The following is a 17,666-nucleotide window of genomic DNA, read 5'->3' on the forward strand; positions in this document are numbered from 1 at the left end:
GTCGCTCTCCACCCCCTCTCCGGGGGCGCACCCGGCGGCCCGGCGAAGCCGGTTCCGCGGGTGCCTGCGAACGGGCCCGCTGCGCGACCTTGTCTAGCCTTCATGGAGCGGTCGAGATGGAAGTGAAACAGTCCACGGAATGCGTCCGCATCCGCATGTTTCGCCAGGGCCTCGGCGATTCGTTCCTGCTGAGCTTTCCGGGCGATGCCGGCGAGGTGCACGTGCTCATCGACTTCGGCGTGCTGCTCGGCACGCCCGATGCGAAGGCGAAGATGCAGGAGGTAGCGGGCCACATCGTGTCCGCGACCAACGGCAAGCTCGATGTGATGGTCGCCACGCACGAGCACTGGGACCACGTGTCGGGCTTCGCGCAGGCACAGGCGCTGCTGGAGCGCGACAAGCTCGAGGTCGGCGAATCCTGGGTCGCGTGGACCGAGAAGCCCGGCGAGCCGCTCGCCGACGAGTTGCGTGGGCGCCGCGCGGCAGCCTTGAACCGGATCGCGGCGGCGAGCCGGCAGATCGGCGCGAGCGCGGACCCTTCGGCGCAGAAAAGCGCGGCGCGGCTGAATGCCATCCTGGAGTTCTGGGGCGGGCAGGGCGCGGCCGCGCGCGCGACCACCCGCACCGCGATGGACTGGGTCAAGTCGCGCACCGCGCCGCGCCCGCCGCGCTACCTGTTCCCCGGCGAGACCTTCACGCTGCCCGGGGCGAAGCGCGTGCGCGTGTACGTGCTCGGCCCGCCGCACGACAGCAAGTGGATCAGGAAGAGCGACCCCACGAAGAGCGCGAGCGAGGTCTACCAGCTTGCGGCCGCGAGCGGCGCGGACTTCAGCCTCTTCTCGGCCATCGATGCGCTGGAAGCCGGCGCGATGCCCGGCGACCAGCCCTTCGACGAGTGGTTCCGCATCAGCGAGAAGGCCGCCCGCCGCAATGCCTTCTTCCGCGACCGCTACGACAAGGGCCCCGCGTGGCGGCGCATCGAGAACGACTGGCTCGGCCCGTCTGGCGCGCTCGCGCTGCAGCTCGACTCCGACACCAACAACACCAGCCTCGTGCTCGCCTTCGAACTCGGGGACTCGGGCGGGGTGCTGCTGTTTCCCGCCGATGCGCAGGTCGGCAACTGGATGTCGTGGGACGAGATCGAATGGAGCGTCGATGCGGACGGTGGCGCCGCGGCCCGGAAGGTCAGGGCCGGGCAACTGCTCGCGCGGACCGTCTTCTACAAGATCGGCCACCACGGCAGCCACAACGCGACGCTGCGCGAGAAGGGTCTGGAGCTGATGACCGACGACGGCCTGGTCGCGATGCTGCCGCTCGACCGTCCCACCGCGTCGAAGATGGAGTGGAACATGCCGTTCCCGTCGCTCTACGAGCGGCTCGGCGAGCGTTGCAGGGGCCGCATCCTCGACCTCGAACTCGGCATGCCCGCGAAGCCACCCGGGATGTCCGAGGCCGACTGGGCGCGGTTCCAGCAGCGTGTCGATGTGCAGGACGACTGGATCGACTACCGCATCCCGCTCTGAAGCTCAGCCGCGGGCATCGCCGCTATCATTTCGCCGGTCGCGGCGTCGCGCCTCGGCCGTGGGATGCGGGGCGCACGGCGGCATCGAACGGAGCCGCGGCATTCCAGATCGATCCAGGCAGGACTCCTCATGACACTCATCACTCGCCGCCGCCTCGCCGCGTGGGCCGGCTCGCTGCTGCTCGGCACCTCCTTCGCCGCGCAGGCCGCCGACAGCTTTCCCTCGAAGCCGATCCGGATCCTCGTCGGCTACACCGCGGGCGGCGCCGTGGACGCGGTCGCGCGCGCCGTGGGGCTGCGCATGTCGACGATCCTCGGCCAGCCGGTGATCGTCGAGAACAAGCCCGGGGCGGGCACCAACATCGCGGTGAAGACGCTCACGTCGAGCCCGCCCGACGGCTACACCCTGCTGCTCGCGGCCAACGCGCTGGCCGTGAACCCGGCGCTCTTCAAGCCCGCGCCCTACGACCTCGACCGCGACTTCACGCCGATCAGCCTCGTGGGCCGGGTGCCGGTGGTGTTCACCGTGCGTGAGGATTCGGAGATCAAGACGCTCGCGCAGCTCGTCGCCGCCGCCAAGGCCAAGCCCGGCGGCGTGACGGTGGCCACGCCGGGCAACGGCTCGACCCCGCATCTGGCGATGGAACTCTTCCAGCACACCGCCGGCCTGTCGCTGCGCCACGTGCCCTACAAGGGCGGCGCACCGGCGCTGACCGACGCGCTCGGTGGCCATGTGGACGTGGTCGCGGTCAACGCGCTCGAAGCCCTGCCGCTCGCCAGGGCCGGCAAGCTGCGGGTGCTCGCGGTGATGAGCAGCGAGCGTTCGGCGGTGCTGCCCGGCGTGCCGACCGTCGCCGAATCCGGCTACCCGGGATTCGAGGCCAGCGTCTGGTATGGCCTCGTGGCACCGGCCGGCCTGCCCAAGCCGGTGCAGGCCCGCCTGCACGAAGCGGTGCAGAAGGCGATCGAATCCAGCGAGGTGCGCGACCTGCTCGCCAGCGCGGGCGGCGTGCCGCTCCCGGGACCTTCGGAGCAGTTCGACAAGCTGCTCAGGAGCGACGCGGCGCGCTACGGCAAGCTGATCCGCGAAGCCAACATCCAGCCCGACTGAAAGGCGGTCGATGCAACACGGAATCACGCGCCGGAAGGCGATGCTCTCGGCAGCCGGCGGCGTGCTGCTCGCCACGTCGCGCGGTGCGTTCGCGCAGGCCGCCTATCCCACGCGGCCCATCCATCTGATCGTGCCGTTCACGCCGGGCGGCTCCAGCGACGTTCTCGGGCGAGCGATCGGCACGGAGCTCGGCCTCGCATGGAAGCAGCCCGTGGTGATCGAGAACGTGCCCGGCGCCGGCGGATCGCTCGGCGCCGAACGGGTCGCGAAGGCGCCGGCCGATGGCTACACGCTGCTGATGGGGCATATCGGCACGCTGGCGATCAATCCCTCCCTGTACCCCAAGCTCAACTACCAGCCGCTGCAGAGCTTTGCGCCGGTCGCGTGGGTCGCGCGCGTGCCCAACGTGCTTGTGGTGCATGCCTCGGTGCCGGCGCGCTCGCTCGGCGAGCTGATCGCGCTCGCGAAGGCCAAGCCTGGCCAGCTCGCCTACGGCTCGGGCGGCAACGGCAGCGCCGCGCACATCACGATGGAGTACCTCAAGCTGCAGACGGGGGCGTCGTTCCTCCACATCCCGTACCGCGGCACCGCGCCGGCGGTGCAGGATCTGCTGGCAGGGCAGGTGCAAGTGCTGTTCACCGGGGCGCCGGCGCTGCTGCCGCACATCAAGGCGGGCAAGCTGCGCGCGCTGGCGGTGTCGAGCCCCAAGCGCATCGCCTTGCTGCCGGACGTGCCGACGGTGGCCGAGAGCGGCGTGCCCGGCACGAAGGGCTTCGAGGCCGACCAGTGGTACGGCATCGTCGCGCCCGCGGGAACGCCTGCGGATGTGGTGGCGGCGCTCAACCGGCAGATCAACCAGTCGCTCAACTCGGCGGAAGTGAAGTCGCGGCTCGCCGCCGAAGGCGCGGAGCCGACGCCGGCCTCGCCGGAGGTCTTCGGCAAACTGATCGCCACCGAACTCAAGCGCTGGGAACCCGTGATCCGCAACGCGCACGTCACCGTCGACTAGGGTGAACACGCCTTCATCAGGAGAACACACCATGGGCATCAAGCTCGGCATCATCGGCTACGGGGAAGTAGGGCGGATCTTCGGCCGCGGCCTGCTTCCGAGGACGGACATCGACCGCATCGCGGCCTGGGACCTGCGCTTCGCCGATCCGGCGACGGGCGAGGCCGCCCGCGAGGCCGCGCGCGCCGATGGCATGCGTGTCGCGGACGGCATGGCCGATCTTTGCGAAGGCGCGGACCTGCTGATTTCGGCGGTCACGGCGTCCAACACGCTCAACGTCGCGCAGCAAGCCGCGCTGCGGGTGGGCGCGGGAGCGCGCTTCCTGGATCTCAATTCCGCCTCGCCCGGCACCAAGCAGCGCGCCGCGGCCGCGATCGATGGCGCGGGCGCGCACTACGTCGAAGCGGGCGTGATGACCTCGGTGCCGCCCTACGGCATCAGGGTGCCGATGCTGCTTGGCGGCGCGCAGGCCGAATCGCTCGCGCAGATGCTGGGCGGCTGGGGCATGGATGCGCGCGCGGTCAGCGATCGCATCGGGGTGGCCTCGGCGATCAAGATGAGCCGCAGCATCATGATCAAGGGGCTGGAGGCGCTCGTCATCGAGAGCTACACCACCGCACGCCGCTACGGCGTCGAGGCGCACGTGCTGCCGACGCTGAAGGAGACCTTCCCGCAGATCGACTGGGACAGGCAGGGCGCCTATTTCTTCAGCCGCGTGGTGCAGCACGGCAAGCGGCGCGCGGAAGAGATGCGCGAAGCGGCGGCCACGGTGCGCGAGGCCGGCTTCGAGCCGCTCATGACCGCCGCGATCGCCGACAAGCAGGACTGGGTCTCCCGCCAGGCGCGCGCGGGTGTGTTCGAAGGCGTGGACGCCAAGGACCGGTGGGAAGCGTATGCGGACCGCCTCATCGAACGCAGCGCCGACTAGGACCTGCCGCGCTGAGCGAATCGCGCGAAGGCCTCGGGCGGCGGTGCGGCCGGGGGCCTCAGCCGGTCGAGCAGACCTTGACCGCCACCTTGCAGGGCTCGGTCGGCAGGTAGCTCTCGCAGGTGCCGATGGCGGTCTTGATGGCCCCCGCTTCGGTCGGCGCGACGCCCGCGCCCCATTCCCCGAAGTTGCCGGTCGCCAGCGCGGCGCACGAGCGGTCGAAATAGGCGCGCACCTCGCATTGGCCCGAGCGGCTCGCCACGCGATTGCACTGCGTGAGCGCGGCGCGCTCCGCCTCGCCGCGCGTGCGCTGGTTGTACGAGAAGCCATAGGCACCCGGGCGGGATGCGATCGCGCCCCAGGTCGCGCCGGGGTCGGCATGCGCCGGCAGGCTGGCCATGCCGGCAAGAATCCCGCCGCCGGCGAGCGCCAGAGCGGCCCATGCGCGCGGCGCACGCGTTCGAAATGTCATCTTCGTCTTTCGGTTTCCAGGGGCATCGCGGCCCGTGACGAGATTGACAACGCACGCGCCCAAAGGTTCGCCGACGCGGGCCGCTTCCGGGCCGGTCGCTAAGATAGCCGGCGGCCAAGCACGAGGCCACACACGAGGCAAAAGGACGCCACCACCATGAGTGTCGATGAGCAGGTTCGAAGAAACTACAGCCGGTACGCCGCCGGCAAGCCCCGTTCGGCCTATTTGCGGGCGCGCAAGCGGCGGGGGCTGCTGATCTTCTTCGCCACGGTCGTGGTCATCGCGGCGGCCTCGTACTTCATCTTCGACTACCTCGCCGCGAGCGAACCGACACCGCTGGCCCGCGGGGCCGCCCCCTCGGTCGCGTCGCCCTCGGACGCCATCCAGAAGCCGAAGGAGCGCACGGCCGCGCTCCCGCCCCTGAACCTGCCCGCCGACGATGCGCCGCACGGCTCGGCCATGGAGTGGTGGTACTACAGCGGCGTGCTCGATGCGAAGGGCGGGCAGCGCTTCGGCTTCCACATGGTCGTCTTCGTCGCCAACGGATTGATCAAGCACACGGTGATGCATGCGGCGCTGACCGATCTCCAGACCGGCAAGCGCTACACCAGCCAGATGCGCACCGCCGGCACGCCCGCGAACGCCGGGGCCAGCGGCTTCGACTTCCGCCAGGATGGCTGGCAGGTCACCGAGACACCCACGTCGCACAAGCTGCACGCGGCGATCGAGGACGGGGCCCAGGTGTCGCTCGCGCTGCAGGGCGGCGGGCAGGTGGTGGCGCATCGCGCACCGGGGTCGGAAACCCCGGGCCTCCTCGACTTCGGCGCGAGCGGCATCAGCTACTACTATTCGCGCCCGCGGCTTCCGGCCACCGGCGAGATCACCGTGGGCGGCAAGCCGCTGACGGTTCACGGCGACATCTGGTTCGATCACCAGTGGGGCGAGTTCGACGTCCTCACGCTGGGCTGGAACTGGTTCGCGCTGCACCTCTCGGATGGCTCGGACCTGATGCTCTACGAACTCTTCGACATGGAAGGCCACAGCGTCATGACGGCCGGCACGATCTCGAACGTGCAGGGTTCGGTGCCGCTCAAGGCCGGCGAGATCGAGCTGGTCGCCGGCAACAAGTGGACGAGCCCGAGGACCCGCATCGCCTACCCGACCGAGTGGCGGCTCAAGTTGCCCTCGGGGGTGCTCGACGTCAAGCCTTTCCAGCCCGACAGCGAATTCGACTCGAGCGGCACCACCGCCAATATCTACTGGGAAGGACCCGTGAAGGTCTCCGGCGTGCTGAGCGGCGAAGGATTCCTCGAACTGAGCGGCTACGACCGCCTGAGCGCGAGGGAGGCGACCCGCAAGTGAAGCTGCAGGAGTCCTCGCACGGCAAACGCGGGTTTCCAGGCTAGCGTTCCTCGGCGGCGAATGGGCATCCAGCGCGTCAAGGCGTTGCTGAAGCACCTGCAGGAATTCTGGAAGGACTAGGGGGCGCTCACCCCCGGTACTGCGGAAGCTCGACCGAGGACCGCTCGACCTACTGGAGCTTGCGATCTTCCTCCTTGGCCTCGGCCATGGCTTCGGGTTCCAGTTCCTCGGCCGCGCGGTTGAGCCGGATGAACACGCCCCAGCCCACCAGGAGGGCGCCCACGGCCGCCACCAGCGCTGCCGCGTTCAGCATCAGCGCCGGCTCGGAGCGCGCCTTGAAGGTGGTGACCAGGGCTTCGACCGCGATGGCCACCACGATCACCACCATGAAGCGCGAGAGGAAGCGGCGCACCCGCGTGGGCGCGCTGATGTGCGCGTCGCGGATCACCTCTTCCTCGGCGATGGTCTGCGAGATCTGCACGGCCACCACCGCGGCGGCCAGCACGCCCATGGCTTCCACCATGCCCTCCGGGGCGGCCACATTCCAGTCGCCGAAAGCCGCCTGCCATCCGGCGCGCGCGGCCGCGGCCATGAGCATGACGCCGGCACCGGCGAAGAGCAGGGCCATGAATCCATGGGCCACGGAATAGAGGCGGAGGATGAATTTCATGCGCGCGCTGCTTCTTCTTCGAGGTGAGCGGGGCGCCTTGCCCGCGACGTGATGGTGAACCGCAAGCCGGCGGCGCGGCTGTGGGCATGCACGCGGGGCGTGTGTAGTCGCGGGCCGCGTCAGGCCGGCACGGCGGCCACCAGCGAGAACGTGCGCGGTTTGTCCATGTGCCGCCCGTCGACCTCGGGTTAACCCTTGCGAGCCTGTCCGGCAGTTCGGACGAACTCCTTGCCCGGCATCCGGATCGTCGGCGGGCCGCCAGCCCGCTTTCGCCAGATCTCTCGTGAAATCAACGACTTAGCGCGTTCCAGGTGCCGCTCGCCGCGTGGCACATCGATTGCTCTTCACAACCTTCTCGCCACCGGATTTTCGAAAACCTCCAGGAGACACCCATGGACCACCAACCCGTACCCAAACCCTTCTACAAGTCCCTGTACTTCCAGGTCATCACTGCGATCGTCATCGGCGTTCTGCTGGGCCACTTCTATCCACAGACCGGTGCGGCGATGAAGCCGCTGGGCGACGGCTTCATCAAGCTGATCAAGATGATCATCGCGCCGATCATCTTCTGCACCGTGGTGGTGGGCATCGCCGGCATGGAGGACATGAAGAAGGTCGGCAAGACCGGCGGCCTGGCGCTGCTGTATTTCGAGATCGTCAGCAGCATCGCGCTGGTGGTGGGGCTGGTCATCATCAACATCGTGCGCCCCGGCGCCGGGATGAACGTCGACGTGAGCCAGCTGGACACGAAGGCGATCGCCGCCTACACGGCGCCCGGGCAGATGCAGGGCACCGTCGACTTCCTGATGCACGTGATCCCGAACACGGTGGTCGACGCGTTCGCCAAGGGCGAGATCCTGCAGGTGCTGCTGTTCGCCGTGATGTTCGGCTTCGCGCTGCACAAGTTCGGCGGTCGCGGCACGCTCGTCTTCGACTTCATCGAGAAGTTCTCCCACGTCCTGTTCGTCATCGTCGGCTACATCATGAAGGTGGCGCCGATCGGCGCATTCGGGGCCATGGCGTTCACGATCGGCAAGTACGGCGTCGGCTCCCTGCTGCAACTGGGCCAGCTGATGGCGACCTTCTATGCCACCTGCCTGCTCTTCGTCTTCGTCATCCTGGGCGGCATCGCGCGGGCGCACGGCTTCAGCATCTGGAAGTTCATCAAGTACATCAAGGAAGAACTGCTGATCGTGCTGGGCACCTCGTCGAGCGAATCGGTGTTGCCGCGCATGATGGCCAAGCTCGAGAACCTGGGCGCGAGGAAGTCGGTGGTGGGCCTCGTGATCCCGACCGGCTATTCGTTCAACCTCGACGGCACCTCGATCTACCTGACGATGGCGGCCGTGTTCATCGCGCAGGCCACCAACACCGACATGACGTTGACGCAGCAGCTCACGCTGCTGCTGGTCCTGCTGCTCACGTCCAAGGGCGCGGCCGGCGTGACCGGCAGCGGCTTCATCGTGCTGGCAGCCACCCTGTCGGCCGTGGGCCACGTGCCCGTGGCGGGGCTGGCGCTGATCCTGGGCATCGACCGCTTCATGTCGGAAGCCCGCGCCTTGACCAACCTGATCGGCAACGGCGTCGCCACGGTCGTGGTCGCCAAATGGACCAACGACCTGGACGCGGTGCGGATGAAGCAGGTGCTGGACAACGAGTCGCCGGCCGCCGCCGACGCGCCCGAGGCCGTGCTGGACCAGGTAGAGACCCACATGCCCGTGGCCCAACTGCGCTGATGAATGGGCGCTGGATACCGTGGTGACGCGGGCCACCGGGCAGCCACCGATGCAGTGCTCGCGGCCTTGTGCAATAACCGGCTCATGACTTCACGGGAGCCGGTCCGACGCCTCGACGTGCCTGCGCAAACCCGACGGCGCTGGCGCGGCCTGGCGCGCTGGTGCGGCGCGCTCGCGCTGGTGGCGCTGGCTGCCGTCGCCGGCCACTACCTCGCCATGCAGAACGGGCTGGCACGGCTGCGCGAGGCCGCCGACCACCGGCTCGACATGCTGGCGACCGCGCTCGATGCCGACCTGGCCCGCTTCGAGTACCTGCCGGCGCTGATGGAGATGACGCCCATCGTCCCGGCGCTGCTCGGCGCGCCGTCGGATGCGGGCCTGCGCGATGCGGTCAACCGCTACCTCGACGGCGTCAACGCCACCGCGGGCGCCGAGATGCTCTATGTGCTCGACGCCTCCGGGACCTCCCTGGCTGCTTCCGACTGGGACCGCCCCGGCACGACCGTCGGGCAGGACCTGTCGTTCCGGCCCTACGTCATCGATGCGCTGGGGCAGGGCAGGGGCCGCTTCTACGGCGTCGGCATCACCAGCCGCAAGCCCGGCTATTACCTCTCGTACGCGCTGCGCCGCGATCGGGCCGCGCGCGGCGTCGTGGCTGTCAAGGTCGACCTGGAGGAGTCCGAGCGCGGCTGGCGCAAGCTGCCGGGCGACGTGGCGCTGGTGGATCAGCGCGGCGTGGTGATCCTCTCCACGCGCGAGGACCTGAAGTTCCGTCCTCTGTGGCCGCTGGATGCGTCGCAGCGCGCCGAAGTGCAGCGCTCGCGTCCCTATGGGGAGGCCGCCTTGCAGCCGCTGCAGTGGAGGCAGAAAGAGATACTGGCGCGCGACGTGCAAGTGATATCGCTCGACGGCGTGGATCAGCTCGCCTCGACGCGCACGCTGCGCGGGGCGCCCTGGCAGCTGGTGGTGCTCGACGATCTGGCGCCGGTGCGCGCGGGTGCGCGCTATGCGGCCATCACCGCGAGCCTTGCCATGGCGGTCCTCCTGCTGGTCGCGCTCACGCTCCGGCAGCGCCGTCGCGCGGTGCGGCAGAAGCTGGACAGCCAGGCCGCGTTGCAGGCGGCGCACGACTCCCTCGAATCGACGGTGGTCGCGCGCACCGCCGAACTGCGTGCGGCCCAGGGCGAGCTGGTGCATGCCGGCAAGATGGCGGCGCTCGGCCAGATGTCGGCAGGCGTGGTGCACGAGCTGAACCAGCCGCTCACGGCCATGCGGACGCTCTCCGAAAGCGCCGCCATCCTGCTCGACAAGAGCCGCTTCGACGAGGTGCGCGGCAACCTGCTGCGCATACGCGGAATGGTCGATCGCCTGGCCCGCCTGACCTCGCAGCTCAAGACCTTCTCGCACAAGAGCGAGCTTCCGTTGGCGCCGGTGGTGTTGGCGCAGGCCGTGGCGGATGCCCGGTTCATCGTGGCCGGAGCGTCGAAGATCGACGGGATCGTCATCGAGGTCGACGTGCAGCCCGCCGCCCTGGCAGTCATGGCCGAGGAAGCCGCGCTCGGCAGCGTGCTGGTCAATCTGATGCGCAATGCCATCGACGCCATGCAGGCTTCGCCGCGGCGCACCTTGCGCCTGGAAGCACGGCCGCAGGCGGGCCGTGTGATCCTGCGCGTGAGCGACACCGGGCCGGGCATTCCGCCCGACATCCTGCCGCGCCTGTTCGAGCCTTTCGTCACCAGCAAGCCGGCGGGCACCGGGCTGGGCCTGGGCCTCGTGATCTCGGCACAATTGGTGCGGGCCATGGACGGCACGCTGCGTGCCGCCAATCTGCCCGAGGGCGGCGCCTGCTTCGTCGTCGACCTGCCGGCCGCCATGCAAGGCGTTCCTGTCCCGCAAGAGGAGTGATCAGCAAGTGAGCGAAACCCCTGCCATCCGCGTCCTGCTGGTCGAGGACGATGAAGACGTCCGGCTCAGCACGACGCAGGTGCTGACATTGGCCGGGTTCGAGGTCGAGGCCTTCGCCAGTGTCGAACGTGCGCGCCCGCAGATCAGCTTTGGCGTGCGGGCCATCGTGATCTGCGACGTGCGCCTTCCGGGCCTGAGCGGCAACGAATGGCTTCACGAGCTGCACGAGGCCGATCCCGAATTGCCCGTCATCCTCGTCACCGGCCACGGTCACATCGCCATGGCCGTGCAGGCGATGCGCGAGGGCGCCTACGACTTCATCGAGAAGCCGTTCGGCTCCGAGCGGCTGGTGGCCACCGTGCGCCACGCCGTCGAGCGCCGGCAGCTCACCTTGCAGGTGCGCGCGTTGCACGCTGCGCTGGAAAACTGGCAAGGCATCCAGGCGGCGCTGATCGGACGCTCGATGCAGATGCAGCAGGTGCGCCGCACCGTGATGACCCTGGCTGGAACTTCGGCCGATGTGCTGATCTACGGCGAGACCGGCACTGGCAAGGAACTCGTCGCCCGGTGCCTGCACGACCACAGCGACCGTCGAAGCCGGAATTTCGTGCCGCTCAACTGTGGCGGCCTGCCCGAGGCGCTGGCGGAGAGCGAGTTGTTCGGCCACGAGGCCGGCGCCTTCACCGGCGCCAATCGCGTGCGCGTGGGCAAGTTCGAGTACGCCGACGGCGGCACGCTCTTCCTCGACGAGATCGAGAGCATGCCGATGGCGGTGCAGATCAAGCTGCTGCGTGCGTTGCAGGAGCGCTCGATCGAGCGCATCGGCTCCAACCGTGCCATTCCGTTCGACTGCCGCGTGGTGGCCGCGAGCAAGGAAGACCTCAGGGACCTGAGCGACCGGCAGAAGTTCAGGGCCGACCTGTACTACCGTCTCGGCGTCGCCTTCATCGAACTGCCGCCGCTGCGGGAGCGGCGCGAGGATATCCCGCTGCTGTTCGAACACTTCACGCTGCTGGCGGCCGCGCGCTATGAGCGCCCCGCGCCGATTCCAAGCGGCCCGCAGGTCGCCGACCTGATGGCCTATGCATGGCCCGGCAATGTGCGCGAGCTGCGCAACGTGGCCGACCGGTTCGTGCTGGGCCTCTTGGGCGAACGCCTGACGCAGACGCGCGGCGGTGCCGAAGAAACGCCCGCCTTGCCGCGGGGACTGCCGCAGCAGGTCGAGTCCTTCGAGCGCGCGGTGATCGTCGAGGCCTTGCGCAAGCACCAGGGCGACCAGCCGGCCACTGCGGCTGCGCTTGCGATCGCGCGGCAGACGCTGCACGACAAGCTGCGCAAGCTGGGCATCACCGCGGATGAATTCAAATCCCAATGAAGGGATCGCCGTGGTCCGCCAGGCGCCTCATCCCTTGTCCGATTTGCCGGCCGCATTGGCCAGTTTGCTGAGCATACGGTCGACCATCCACGGCTGTCGGCCATCGTCTTCGGCCTGTTCCTTGCGCCGGATGGCGTTGCGGACCACGATCGAGCCCACGTAGCGGACAGGCTCCGGCGGAAACCGGCCCAGCGGCCCTCGGGTGAGCGGGCTGCGCGTCCACGCGTTGTCGGCATCGAGTACCAGGGACGAGAGGATCTGGCCACCCATGTAGCTCGGCCCGACGCCGTTGCCGGAATAGCCGAAGCCGTAGTAGATGTGCCCCTGTTCCTCGAAGCGGCCGAAGAAGGGAAAGCCGGTCACCGAGCGGTCGGACGGGCCGTTCCAGCTGGCGGTGATGGGCGTGCTGGCCAGCGCCGGGAAGAACTCGCGCAGCGCAAGCGTCAACTGATCCTCGTAGGGCGAGCGCTGGTCGAACACCGGCGCCACGCGCCCGCGCCATGCAAAGGTGTTGCCGCCCTTGCCCAGCATGAGGCGGCCGTCGACGGTGCTGCGGTAGTAGTAGACGAAGGTGCGCGAATCCAGCACCGACACGCCGTCGACGAGCCCGCTCTGGTGCAGCAGATCGGGGCAGCGCTCGGTGATGACCATGTCGCTGGAGACGATGGCAATGGTGCGTTCGAAGCGCGGGAAGGCGCTGGCCATCCAGGCGTTCATGGCCAGCACCAGCTTGCCTGCAGTCACGCTGCCCGCAGGCGTGCGTACCACGGCAGGCGGACCGTTGACGAAGTCGAGCATCGGGGTGCGCTCGTAAATGCGGATGCCCTTCTCCAGCGCCACACGGCGCAGGCCCCGGACCAGCTTGCCAGGATGCACGGTAGCTGCATGCGGCGAGAAGACGCCCGCCAGGTTGCGTGCGGAGCCCGAGCGCCGCGCGACCTCCTCGGGCGGCAGCTCGCTGTACGAATGGATGCCCAGGTCGTCCAGCGCACGCATCACCGGCGCCATGGAACCGATCTGCGCCCGCGCAGTCGCCGTGTACAGCGTCCCATCCATGCGCAGTTCGGCATCGATGCCGTGGGCCTGGCAGAAACGGGCGATGTGGCCCACGGCGTCTTCGGAGGCCTTGACCAGGCGTACGGCTTCGGCTTCGCCGAACAGGCGTCTGAGGGTGAAGTACTTGGCCGACCAGGTCAGCAGGCAGCCGCCGTTGCGCCCGCTGGCACCCGCCCCGCACAGATCACTTTCCAGGATGACGATGTCCAGATGCGGTGCCTGCTGCTTGGCCTGGATGGCGGTCCACAGCCCGGTGAAGCCGCCGCCGACGATGCAGACGTCGGCCCGCGTCTCGCCTTGCAGCGCGGGCGCCAGGTCACCGGCGCCGAACAGGGCCTGTTCGATCCAGAAGGGGCGCATGGCGTGCCTCAGGCGGGCTGCCGCTTCAGGCGGTGCTCGCGCGCCGCGGCGTCGAGGTGCCGGATGAAGTGCGCGAGCCCGGGCACGGGCAGGTCGGCCGCCTTGGCGGTGTCGTCCCACCGGCGCAGCCGCACGGCATCCAGCGCGAAGGGCTTGCGCTCGAATTCCTCCGCCTGCGCGGCATCGAAGATGCCGCCCTGCAATTGCAGGCTGCGCTTGGAGTCGGCCGACAGCGCGTCGTGGTAGTCGGGCTCACGGGCGCAGAGGAAGCGCTTGGCATCCACGTGCAGCCGGATCGGCTCCAGCGTGGCGGGGCCGAAGAGGCCGCGCAGGAACGGCAGGCACCGGTACTGGTGCACGTCGTCCAGGCCTTTCATCGATGGCGTCTCGCCGAAGTCGTGCAGCAGGTGGCCGATGTCATGAAGCAGCGCCGCGCTGATGAGGGCGCTGCCCGCCCCCTGCTGCTCGGCCAGATGCGCCGACTGCAGGGCGTGCTCGAGCTGCGTCACCGGTTCGCCGTCGTACTGTTCGTGGCCCCTGGATTCGTAAAGGGTGACGATGTCTGCAAGTGTCAGGCTCATGGCTGGCTCTACCAGGGCAGGGAATAGGTCTTGGTGTTGGTGAAGCTCTTCATCGCCTCGAGCACGCCTTCCTTGTAGCCCAGGCCCGAGTCCTTGATGCCACCGAAGGGCGTGAGCTCCAGGCGGTAGCCTGGCACCTCGCGAACATTGACGCTGCCCACGTTCAGCTCGCCGATGAAGCGCGTGATGTAGTCGAGCCGGTTGGTGCACACCGAGGAGGAGAGCCCGTAGGCCGTCCCGTTCGAGATGCGGATGGCCTCGTCGATGTCGCGGAAGCGGATGACCGGCGAGACCGGGCCGAAGGTCTCGTGCTTGACCACCGTCATTTCGGGGTCGACGCGATCGAGCACCGTGGGCGAATAACAGGCGCCCTGTCGCACGTTGCCGTGCAGCAGCCTGGCGCCCGCCGCGAGGGCCTCGTTCACCACGCTTTCGAAGTGGCGTGCGGCCTCCTCGTCGATCACGGTGCCCACGTCGACGGCCGGATCCATCGGATCGCCGTGCCTGAGGCTCTTCGTCTTTTGCACCAGCAGCTCGACGAAGCGGTCCGCGACCGATTCGTGCACCAGCATGCGCTTGATGGCGGTGCAGCGCTGGCCCGAATTCTTGTAGGAGCCGCTGGCCGCGAGCGTCGCGGCCTCCTCGATGTCGGCATCGTCCATCACGATGATGGGATCGTTTCCGCCCAGTTCGAGCACCTGGCGCTTGTAGACCGCCTTGCCGGCGATGTACTTGCCGATGGACACGCCCCCCGTGAAGGTGATCATGTCGACGTCGGGGTTGGTGAGCATCTCGTCGGCGATCTCCTTCGGGTCGCCCGTGATGACCGACAGCATGGGCGGTGGCAGCCCGGCCTCGTACAGGATGTCGGCCAGCACGAAGGCCGACAGCGGCGTCTTCTCGCTCGGCTTGAGCACCATGCGGTTGTTGGTGGCCACGGCCGGCGCCACCTTGTGGATCACCTGATTGAGCGGATGGTTGAAGGGCGTGATGGCGGTGATCACGCCCTGCAGGGGCTCGCGCAGCGTGTAGACCTTGCGGCTCTTGCCGTGGTGGGTGAGGTCGCAGGAGAACACCTGTCCGTCGTCCACCAGCGCCTGGTTGGCGGCGAACAGCAACACGTCCGAAGCGCGTCCCACCTCGTAGAGCGAATCCTTGCGCGAGAGGCCCGATTCGAGCGTGATGACTCGCGAGATCTCGTCCAGGCGCGAGGCGATGATCTCCCCGGCACGCATCAGGATCTTGTAGCGCTCGTAGCGTGTCAGCCTGGGCTTGTAGGCGCGCGCCGCACTGTAGGCCTGGCGCACATCGGCGAGCGTGGCCTTGGGCACGGTGGCGATCACCTCGCCTGTATAGGGATATGCGACCTCGATCACGCGGTCATGCCGGACGCGCTCGCCGGCGATGCGCAGTGCCTCGCGGTGCACGGCGCCGGGCTTCAGGTTCATGGCGGTCATGAAAAGCTCCTCCCGGGGTCAGGCGATGACGGCAACGTCGGCGTGGTTGAGTGCGATGTCCAGCGCGTCGAAGTTTCGCAGTCGGCGCCCCGGCGCGATGCCTTCGACGGGACGGTTGCAGATCAGCGGCACGCGCTGCTCCGACACGCCGCCGTGCGAGCGCAGCGGCGCGTCCAGTCCCGACAGGTCGTGGCGGCTGGCCGCGGTGCCGAGCACCGTGTTCTTCTCGCTCACCACCACGATGTCGCCGATGCGGTCCGGCGGCAGCTCGAAGCGCTGCGCCGCTCGTGCCCGCGAAAGCACCAGCTCGGTGCCGGGAACGTCCTTGAGCCTTTCGATCCAGCGCGCCGCGCTGGCCTCGTCGGGCGCATAAATGGTGGCGAAGGAGCCCAGTGCGCCATGGTGGACCACGTAGGGGTCGGTGATGGGCAGGATGACGCGCGCCGCGCCCGCGCCGTACCAGCCGTCAAGCAGGTCCTGCAGGTAGATGACCTGGGGCTTGCCGTCCTGGTCGTGCTTGTCGTTCATGCCGTGGTCGGCCGTCAGCACGATGGTGGCGCCCATCTCGTCGAGCCGGGCCAGGTAGGCGTCCATCATGGCGTAGAAGGCATTGGCCTGGGCAGTGCCCGGCGCCGCCTTGTGCTGCACGTAGTCGGTCGTGGACAGGTACATCAGGTCGGGGCGGTGCTTCTCCATCAGCTTCACGCCTGCGGCGAAGACGAACTCCGAGAGCTCCGCGCTATAGACATCGGGAACCGGCATGCCCACCAGGCCCAGCACGTCCTCGATGCCGTTCTCCGCCAGCGTGACCTGGTCGGACTTCTCGGACGAGAAGCAGATGCCCTTCATCTTGTGGCCCAGGAGCTTGCGCAGCTTGTCCTTGGCGGTGACCACGGCCAGCTTGGCGCCCGCGTCGGCGAAGGCGGCCAGCACGGTGCCGGTGCGCAGGTATCTCGGGTCGTTCATCATCACTTCCTCGCCGCGCTCGCGGTCGAAGAAGTAGTTGCCGCAAATGCCGTGCACCGAGGGCGGCACGCCGGTGACGATCGACAGGTTGTTCGGATTGGTGAACGACGGCACGACGCAGTCGGCCAGCAGGTCGGCGCCCTGGGCGCGCATGCGCTTCAGATAAGGCGCCACGCCCGCGGCGATGGCGGCGTCCAGGTAGGCCGGCTCGCAGCCGTCGACGCACACGACGACCACGGGTGCGGCCATCCAGCGGTAGGTGCGGGCGTTGACTTCCAGGGTTTCGGTGCTCATTGGATCTTTCCTTCGGTAGTGGAGTCCGGGGATGGGGTGGCCGCCGCGGCATGTGGGCGGCCGAAGGCCTTGTGCATGCGCTCGCGGCTTCCAGCGACGTGGCCGCGCAACGCCGCCCCGGCGCGCTCGGGGTTGCCGCTGGCGATGGCTTCGACGATGGCGCTGTGCTCGCCGGCCGACACTTCCAGCCCGCCGCCGGTGTCGAGCGCCCGCATGCGAAACAGGTGCAGTTCCTTGACCAGGCGTTTGTAGGTGTCGGTGAGCTTGCGGCTGCCGGCGATCTCCAGCAGCGTGTCGTGGAACTGCAGGTTGAGCTGGGCGTACTGCTCCAGGTCCTTCGCCTGCGCCGCGCCGCGCATGGCCTCCACCATGGCGCGCATGCGGTCGATGGCGTCCGAACTCATCGCCACGGCCACGCGGCGGCCGATGACTTCTTCCAGCGCCTCCCGCAGTTCGTAGATCTCGTCGGCTTCCTCGAATGAAATCTCGCGCACGTACACACCGCGGTTCTTCTCGTTGCGCACCAGGCCGGCCTCTTCGAGCGCACGCAGCGCCTCGCGGATCGGGCCGCGGCTGGTGTTGAAGCGGGCGGCCAGCTCGCTCTCGTTGACCCGGCTGCCCACGGGCAACTCGCCGGTCATGATGAGCCGCTCGATCTCCTCCTGCATGACCATGGGCAACGTACTGGACCGCAGGAGCGCAAGTGCCGAAGGGGGAGTTGTGTGGGGCATGGACGGCATTGTTTCAGTGGAATTGCTAACTGTCAACAGTTGACAGTCGGCATTCGACGTTCTACATTTTTGTCCAGAGGCGCCGACCGGCGCTTTCGCCAACCCCACATGACCGCCTCGCACCAGGAGAC

At 68.5% G+C, this 17,666-nt stretch carries 15 protein-coding genes; 8 read left to right on the forward strand and 7 right to left on the reverse strand.

Translation table 11 applies throughout. The annotated features are described in order from the left end of the window. Positions 1–122: 122 nt before the first annotated feature. The 4 genes from WKW77_RS27705 (at position 123) to WKW77_RS27720 (ending at position 4,570) form a co-directional block, all read left to right on the forward strand. Positions 123–1,523, forward strand: a complete 1,401-nt coding sequence (locus WKW77_RS27705) for a ComEC/Rec2 family competence protein (protein ID WP_340360113.1) — start codon at positions 123–125, stop codon at positions 1,521–1,523. Between the two features lie 129 nt (positions 1,524–1,652). Then, on the forward strand, positions 1,653–2,633 hold the full coding sequence (locus tag WKW77_RS27710; RefSeq protein WP_340360114.1) for a Bug family tripartite tricarboxylate transporter substrate binding protein: 981 nt from the start codon (positions 1,653–1,655) through the stop codon (positions 2,631–2,633). 10 nt (positions 2,634–2,643) lie between these two features. After that, positions 2,644–3,642, forward strand: a complete 999-nt coding sequence (locus tag WKW77_RS27715; RefSeq protein ID WP_422823282.1) for a Bug family tripartite tricarboxylate transporter substrate binding protein — start codon at positions 2,644–2,646, stop codon at positions 3,640–3,642. 31 nt (positions 3,643–3,673) lie between these two features. Further along, complete coding sequence (locus tag WKW77_RS27720) at positions 3,674–4,570, forward strand: DUF1932 domain-containing protein (RefSeq protein WP_340360115.1); 897 nt, start codon at positions 3,674–3,676, stop codon at positions 4,568–4,570. Positions 4,571–4,628: 58 nt separating this feature from the next. Here WKW77_RS27720 and WKW77_RS27725 read toward each other — a convergent pair whose 3' ends face one another. Beyond that, the gene (locus WKW77_RS27725; protein ID WP_340360116.1) at positions 4,629–5,042 is read right to left on the reverse strand and encodes a DUF4189 domain-containing protein; all 414 of its coding nucleotides are present in this window, start codon (positions 5,040–5,042) and stop codon (positions 4,629–4,631) included. Positions 5,043–5,198: 156 nt separating this feature from the next. Here WKW77_RS27725 and WKW77_RS27730 point away from each other — a divergent pair, with 156 nt between their 5' ends. Further along, positions 5,199–6,404, forward strand: coding sequence for a lipocalin family protein (locus WKW77_RS27730; RefSeq protein ID WP_340360117.1), 1,206 nt, complete (start codon positions 5,199–5,201; stop codon positions 6,402–6,404). Between the two features lie 169 nt (positions 6,405–6,573). Here the strand turns inward: WKW77_RS27730 and WKW77_RS27735 are convergent, their stop codons facing one another. Beyond that, a complete protein-coding gene (locus WKW77_RS27735; RefSeq protein ID WP_340360118.1) occupies positions 6,574–7,074 on the reverse strand; it encodes a hypothetical protein in 501 nt (166 codons plus the stop codon). A 392-nt stretch (positions 7,075–7,466) separates the two neighbouring features. On the opposite strand from WKW77_RS27735, the gene WKW77_RS27740 reads away from it, so the two are divergent. From WKW77_RS27740 to WKW77_RS27750, 3 genes are all read left to right on the forward strand, one after another. Continuing rightward, positions 7,467–8,810 carry a dicarboxylate/amino acid:cation symporter gene (locus tag WKW77_RS27740; RefSeq protein ID WP_340360119.1) on the forward strand — a complete coding sequence of 448 codons (1,344 nt, stop codon included), beginning with the start codon at positions 7,467–7,469 and terminating at the stop codon, positions 8,808–8,810. 84 nt (positions 8,811–8,894) lie between these two features. Further along, positions 8,895–10,715, forward strand: a complete 1,821-nt coding sequence (locus WKW77_RS27745; protein WP_340360120.1) for a sensor histidine kinase — start codon at positions 8,895–8,897, stop codon at positions 10,713–10,715. A gap of 7 nt (positions 10,716–10,722) precedes the next feature. Beyond that, entirely contained in the window at positions 10,723–12,090 is a 1,368-nt protein-coding gene (locus tag WKW77_RS27750) for a sigma-54-dependent transcriptional regulator (RefSeq protein ID WP_340360121.1), read from the forward strand. 27 nt (positions 12,091–12,117) lie between these two features. Here WKW77_RS27750 and WKW77_RS27755 read toward each other — a convergent pair whose 3' ends face one another. Genes WKW77_RS27755 through WKW77_RS27775 form a run of 5 tightly spaced genes read right to left on the reverse strand, consistent with a single transcriptional unit; the run spans position 12,118 to position 17,535 of the window. Beyond that, positions 12,118–13,506, reverse strand: coding sequence for an FAD-dependent oxidoreductase (locus WKW77_RS27755; protein ID WP_340360122.1), 1,389 nt, complete (start codon positions 13,504–13,506; stop codon positions 12,118–12,120). 8 nt (positions 13,507–13,514) lie between these two features. Next, the gene (locus WKW77_RS27760) at positions 13,515–14,087 is read right to left on the reverse strand and encodes a phosphonate degradation HD-domain oxygenase (protein ID WP_340360123.1); all 573 of its coding nucleotides are present in this window, start codon (positions 14,085–14,087) and stop codon (positions 13,515–13,517) included. Between the two features lie 8 nt (positions 14,088–14,095). Beyond that, a complete protein-coding gene (gene phnY, locus WKW77_RS27765) occupies positions 14,096–15,544 on the reverse strand; it encodes a phosphonoacetaldehyde dehydrogenase (protein WP_340360124.1) in 1,449 nt (482 codons plus the stop codon). Between the two features lie 18 nt (positions 15,545–15,562). Then, a complete protein-coding gene (phnA, locus tag WKW77_RS27770) occupies positions 15,563–16,804 on the reverse strand; it encodes a phosphonoacetate hydrolase (RefSeq protein WP_340360125.1) in 1,242 nt (413 codons plus the stop codon). Then, positions 16,801–17,535: a phosphonate utilization associated transcriptional regulator gene (locus WKW77_RS27775; protein WP_340360126.1), complete on the reverse strand. Its 735-nt coding sequence runs from the start codon at positions 17,533–17,535 to the stop codon at positions 16,801–16,803. The genes phnA and WKW77_RS27775 overlap by 4 nt, the downstream gene beginning before the upstream one ends. Positions 17,536–17,666 lie beyond the last annotated feature (131 nt).

Source organism: Variovorax ureilyticus (assembly GCF_037889935.1).
Lineage (GTDB): Bacteria > Pseudomonadota > Gammaproteobacteria > Burkholderiales > Burkholderiaceae_C > Variovorax > Variovorax ureilyticus.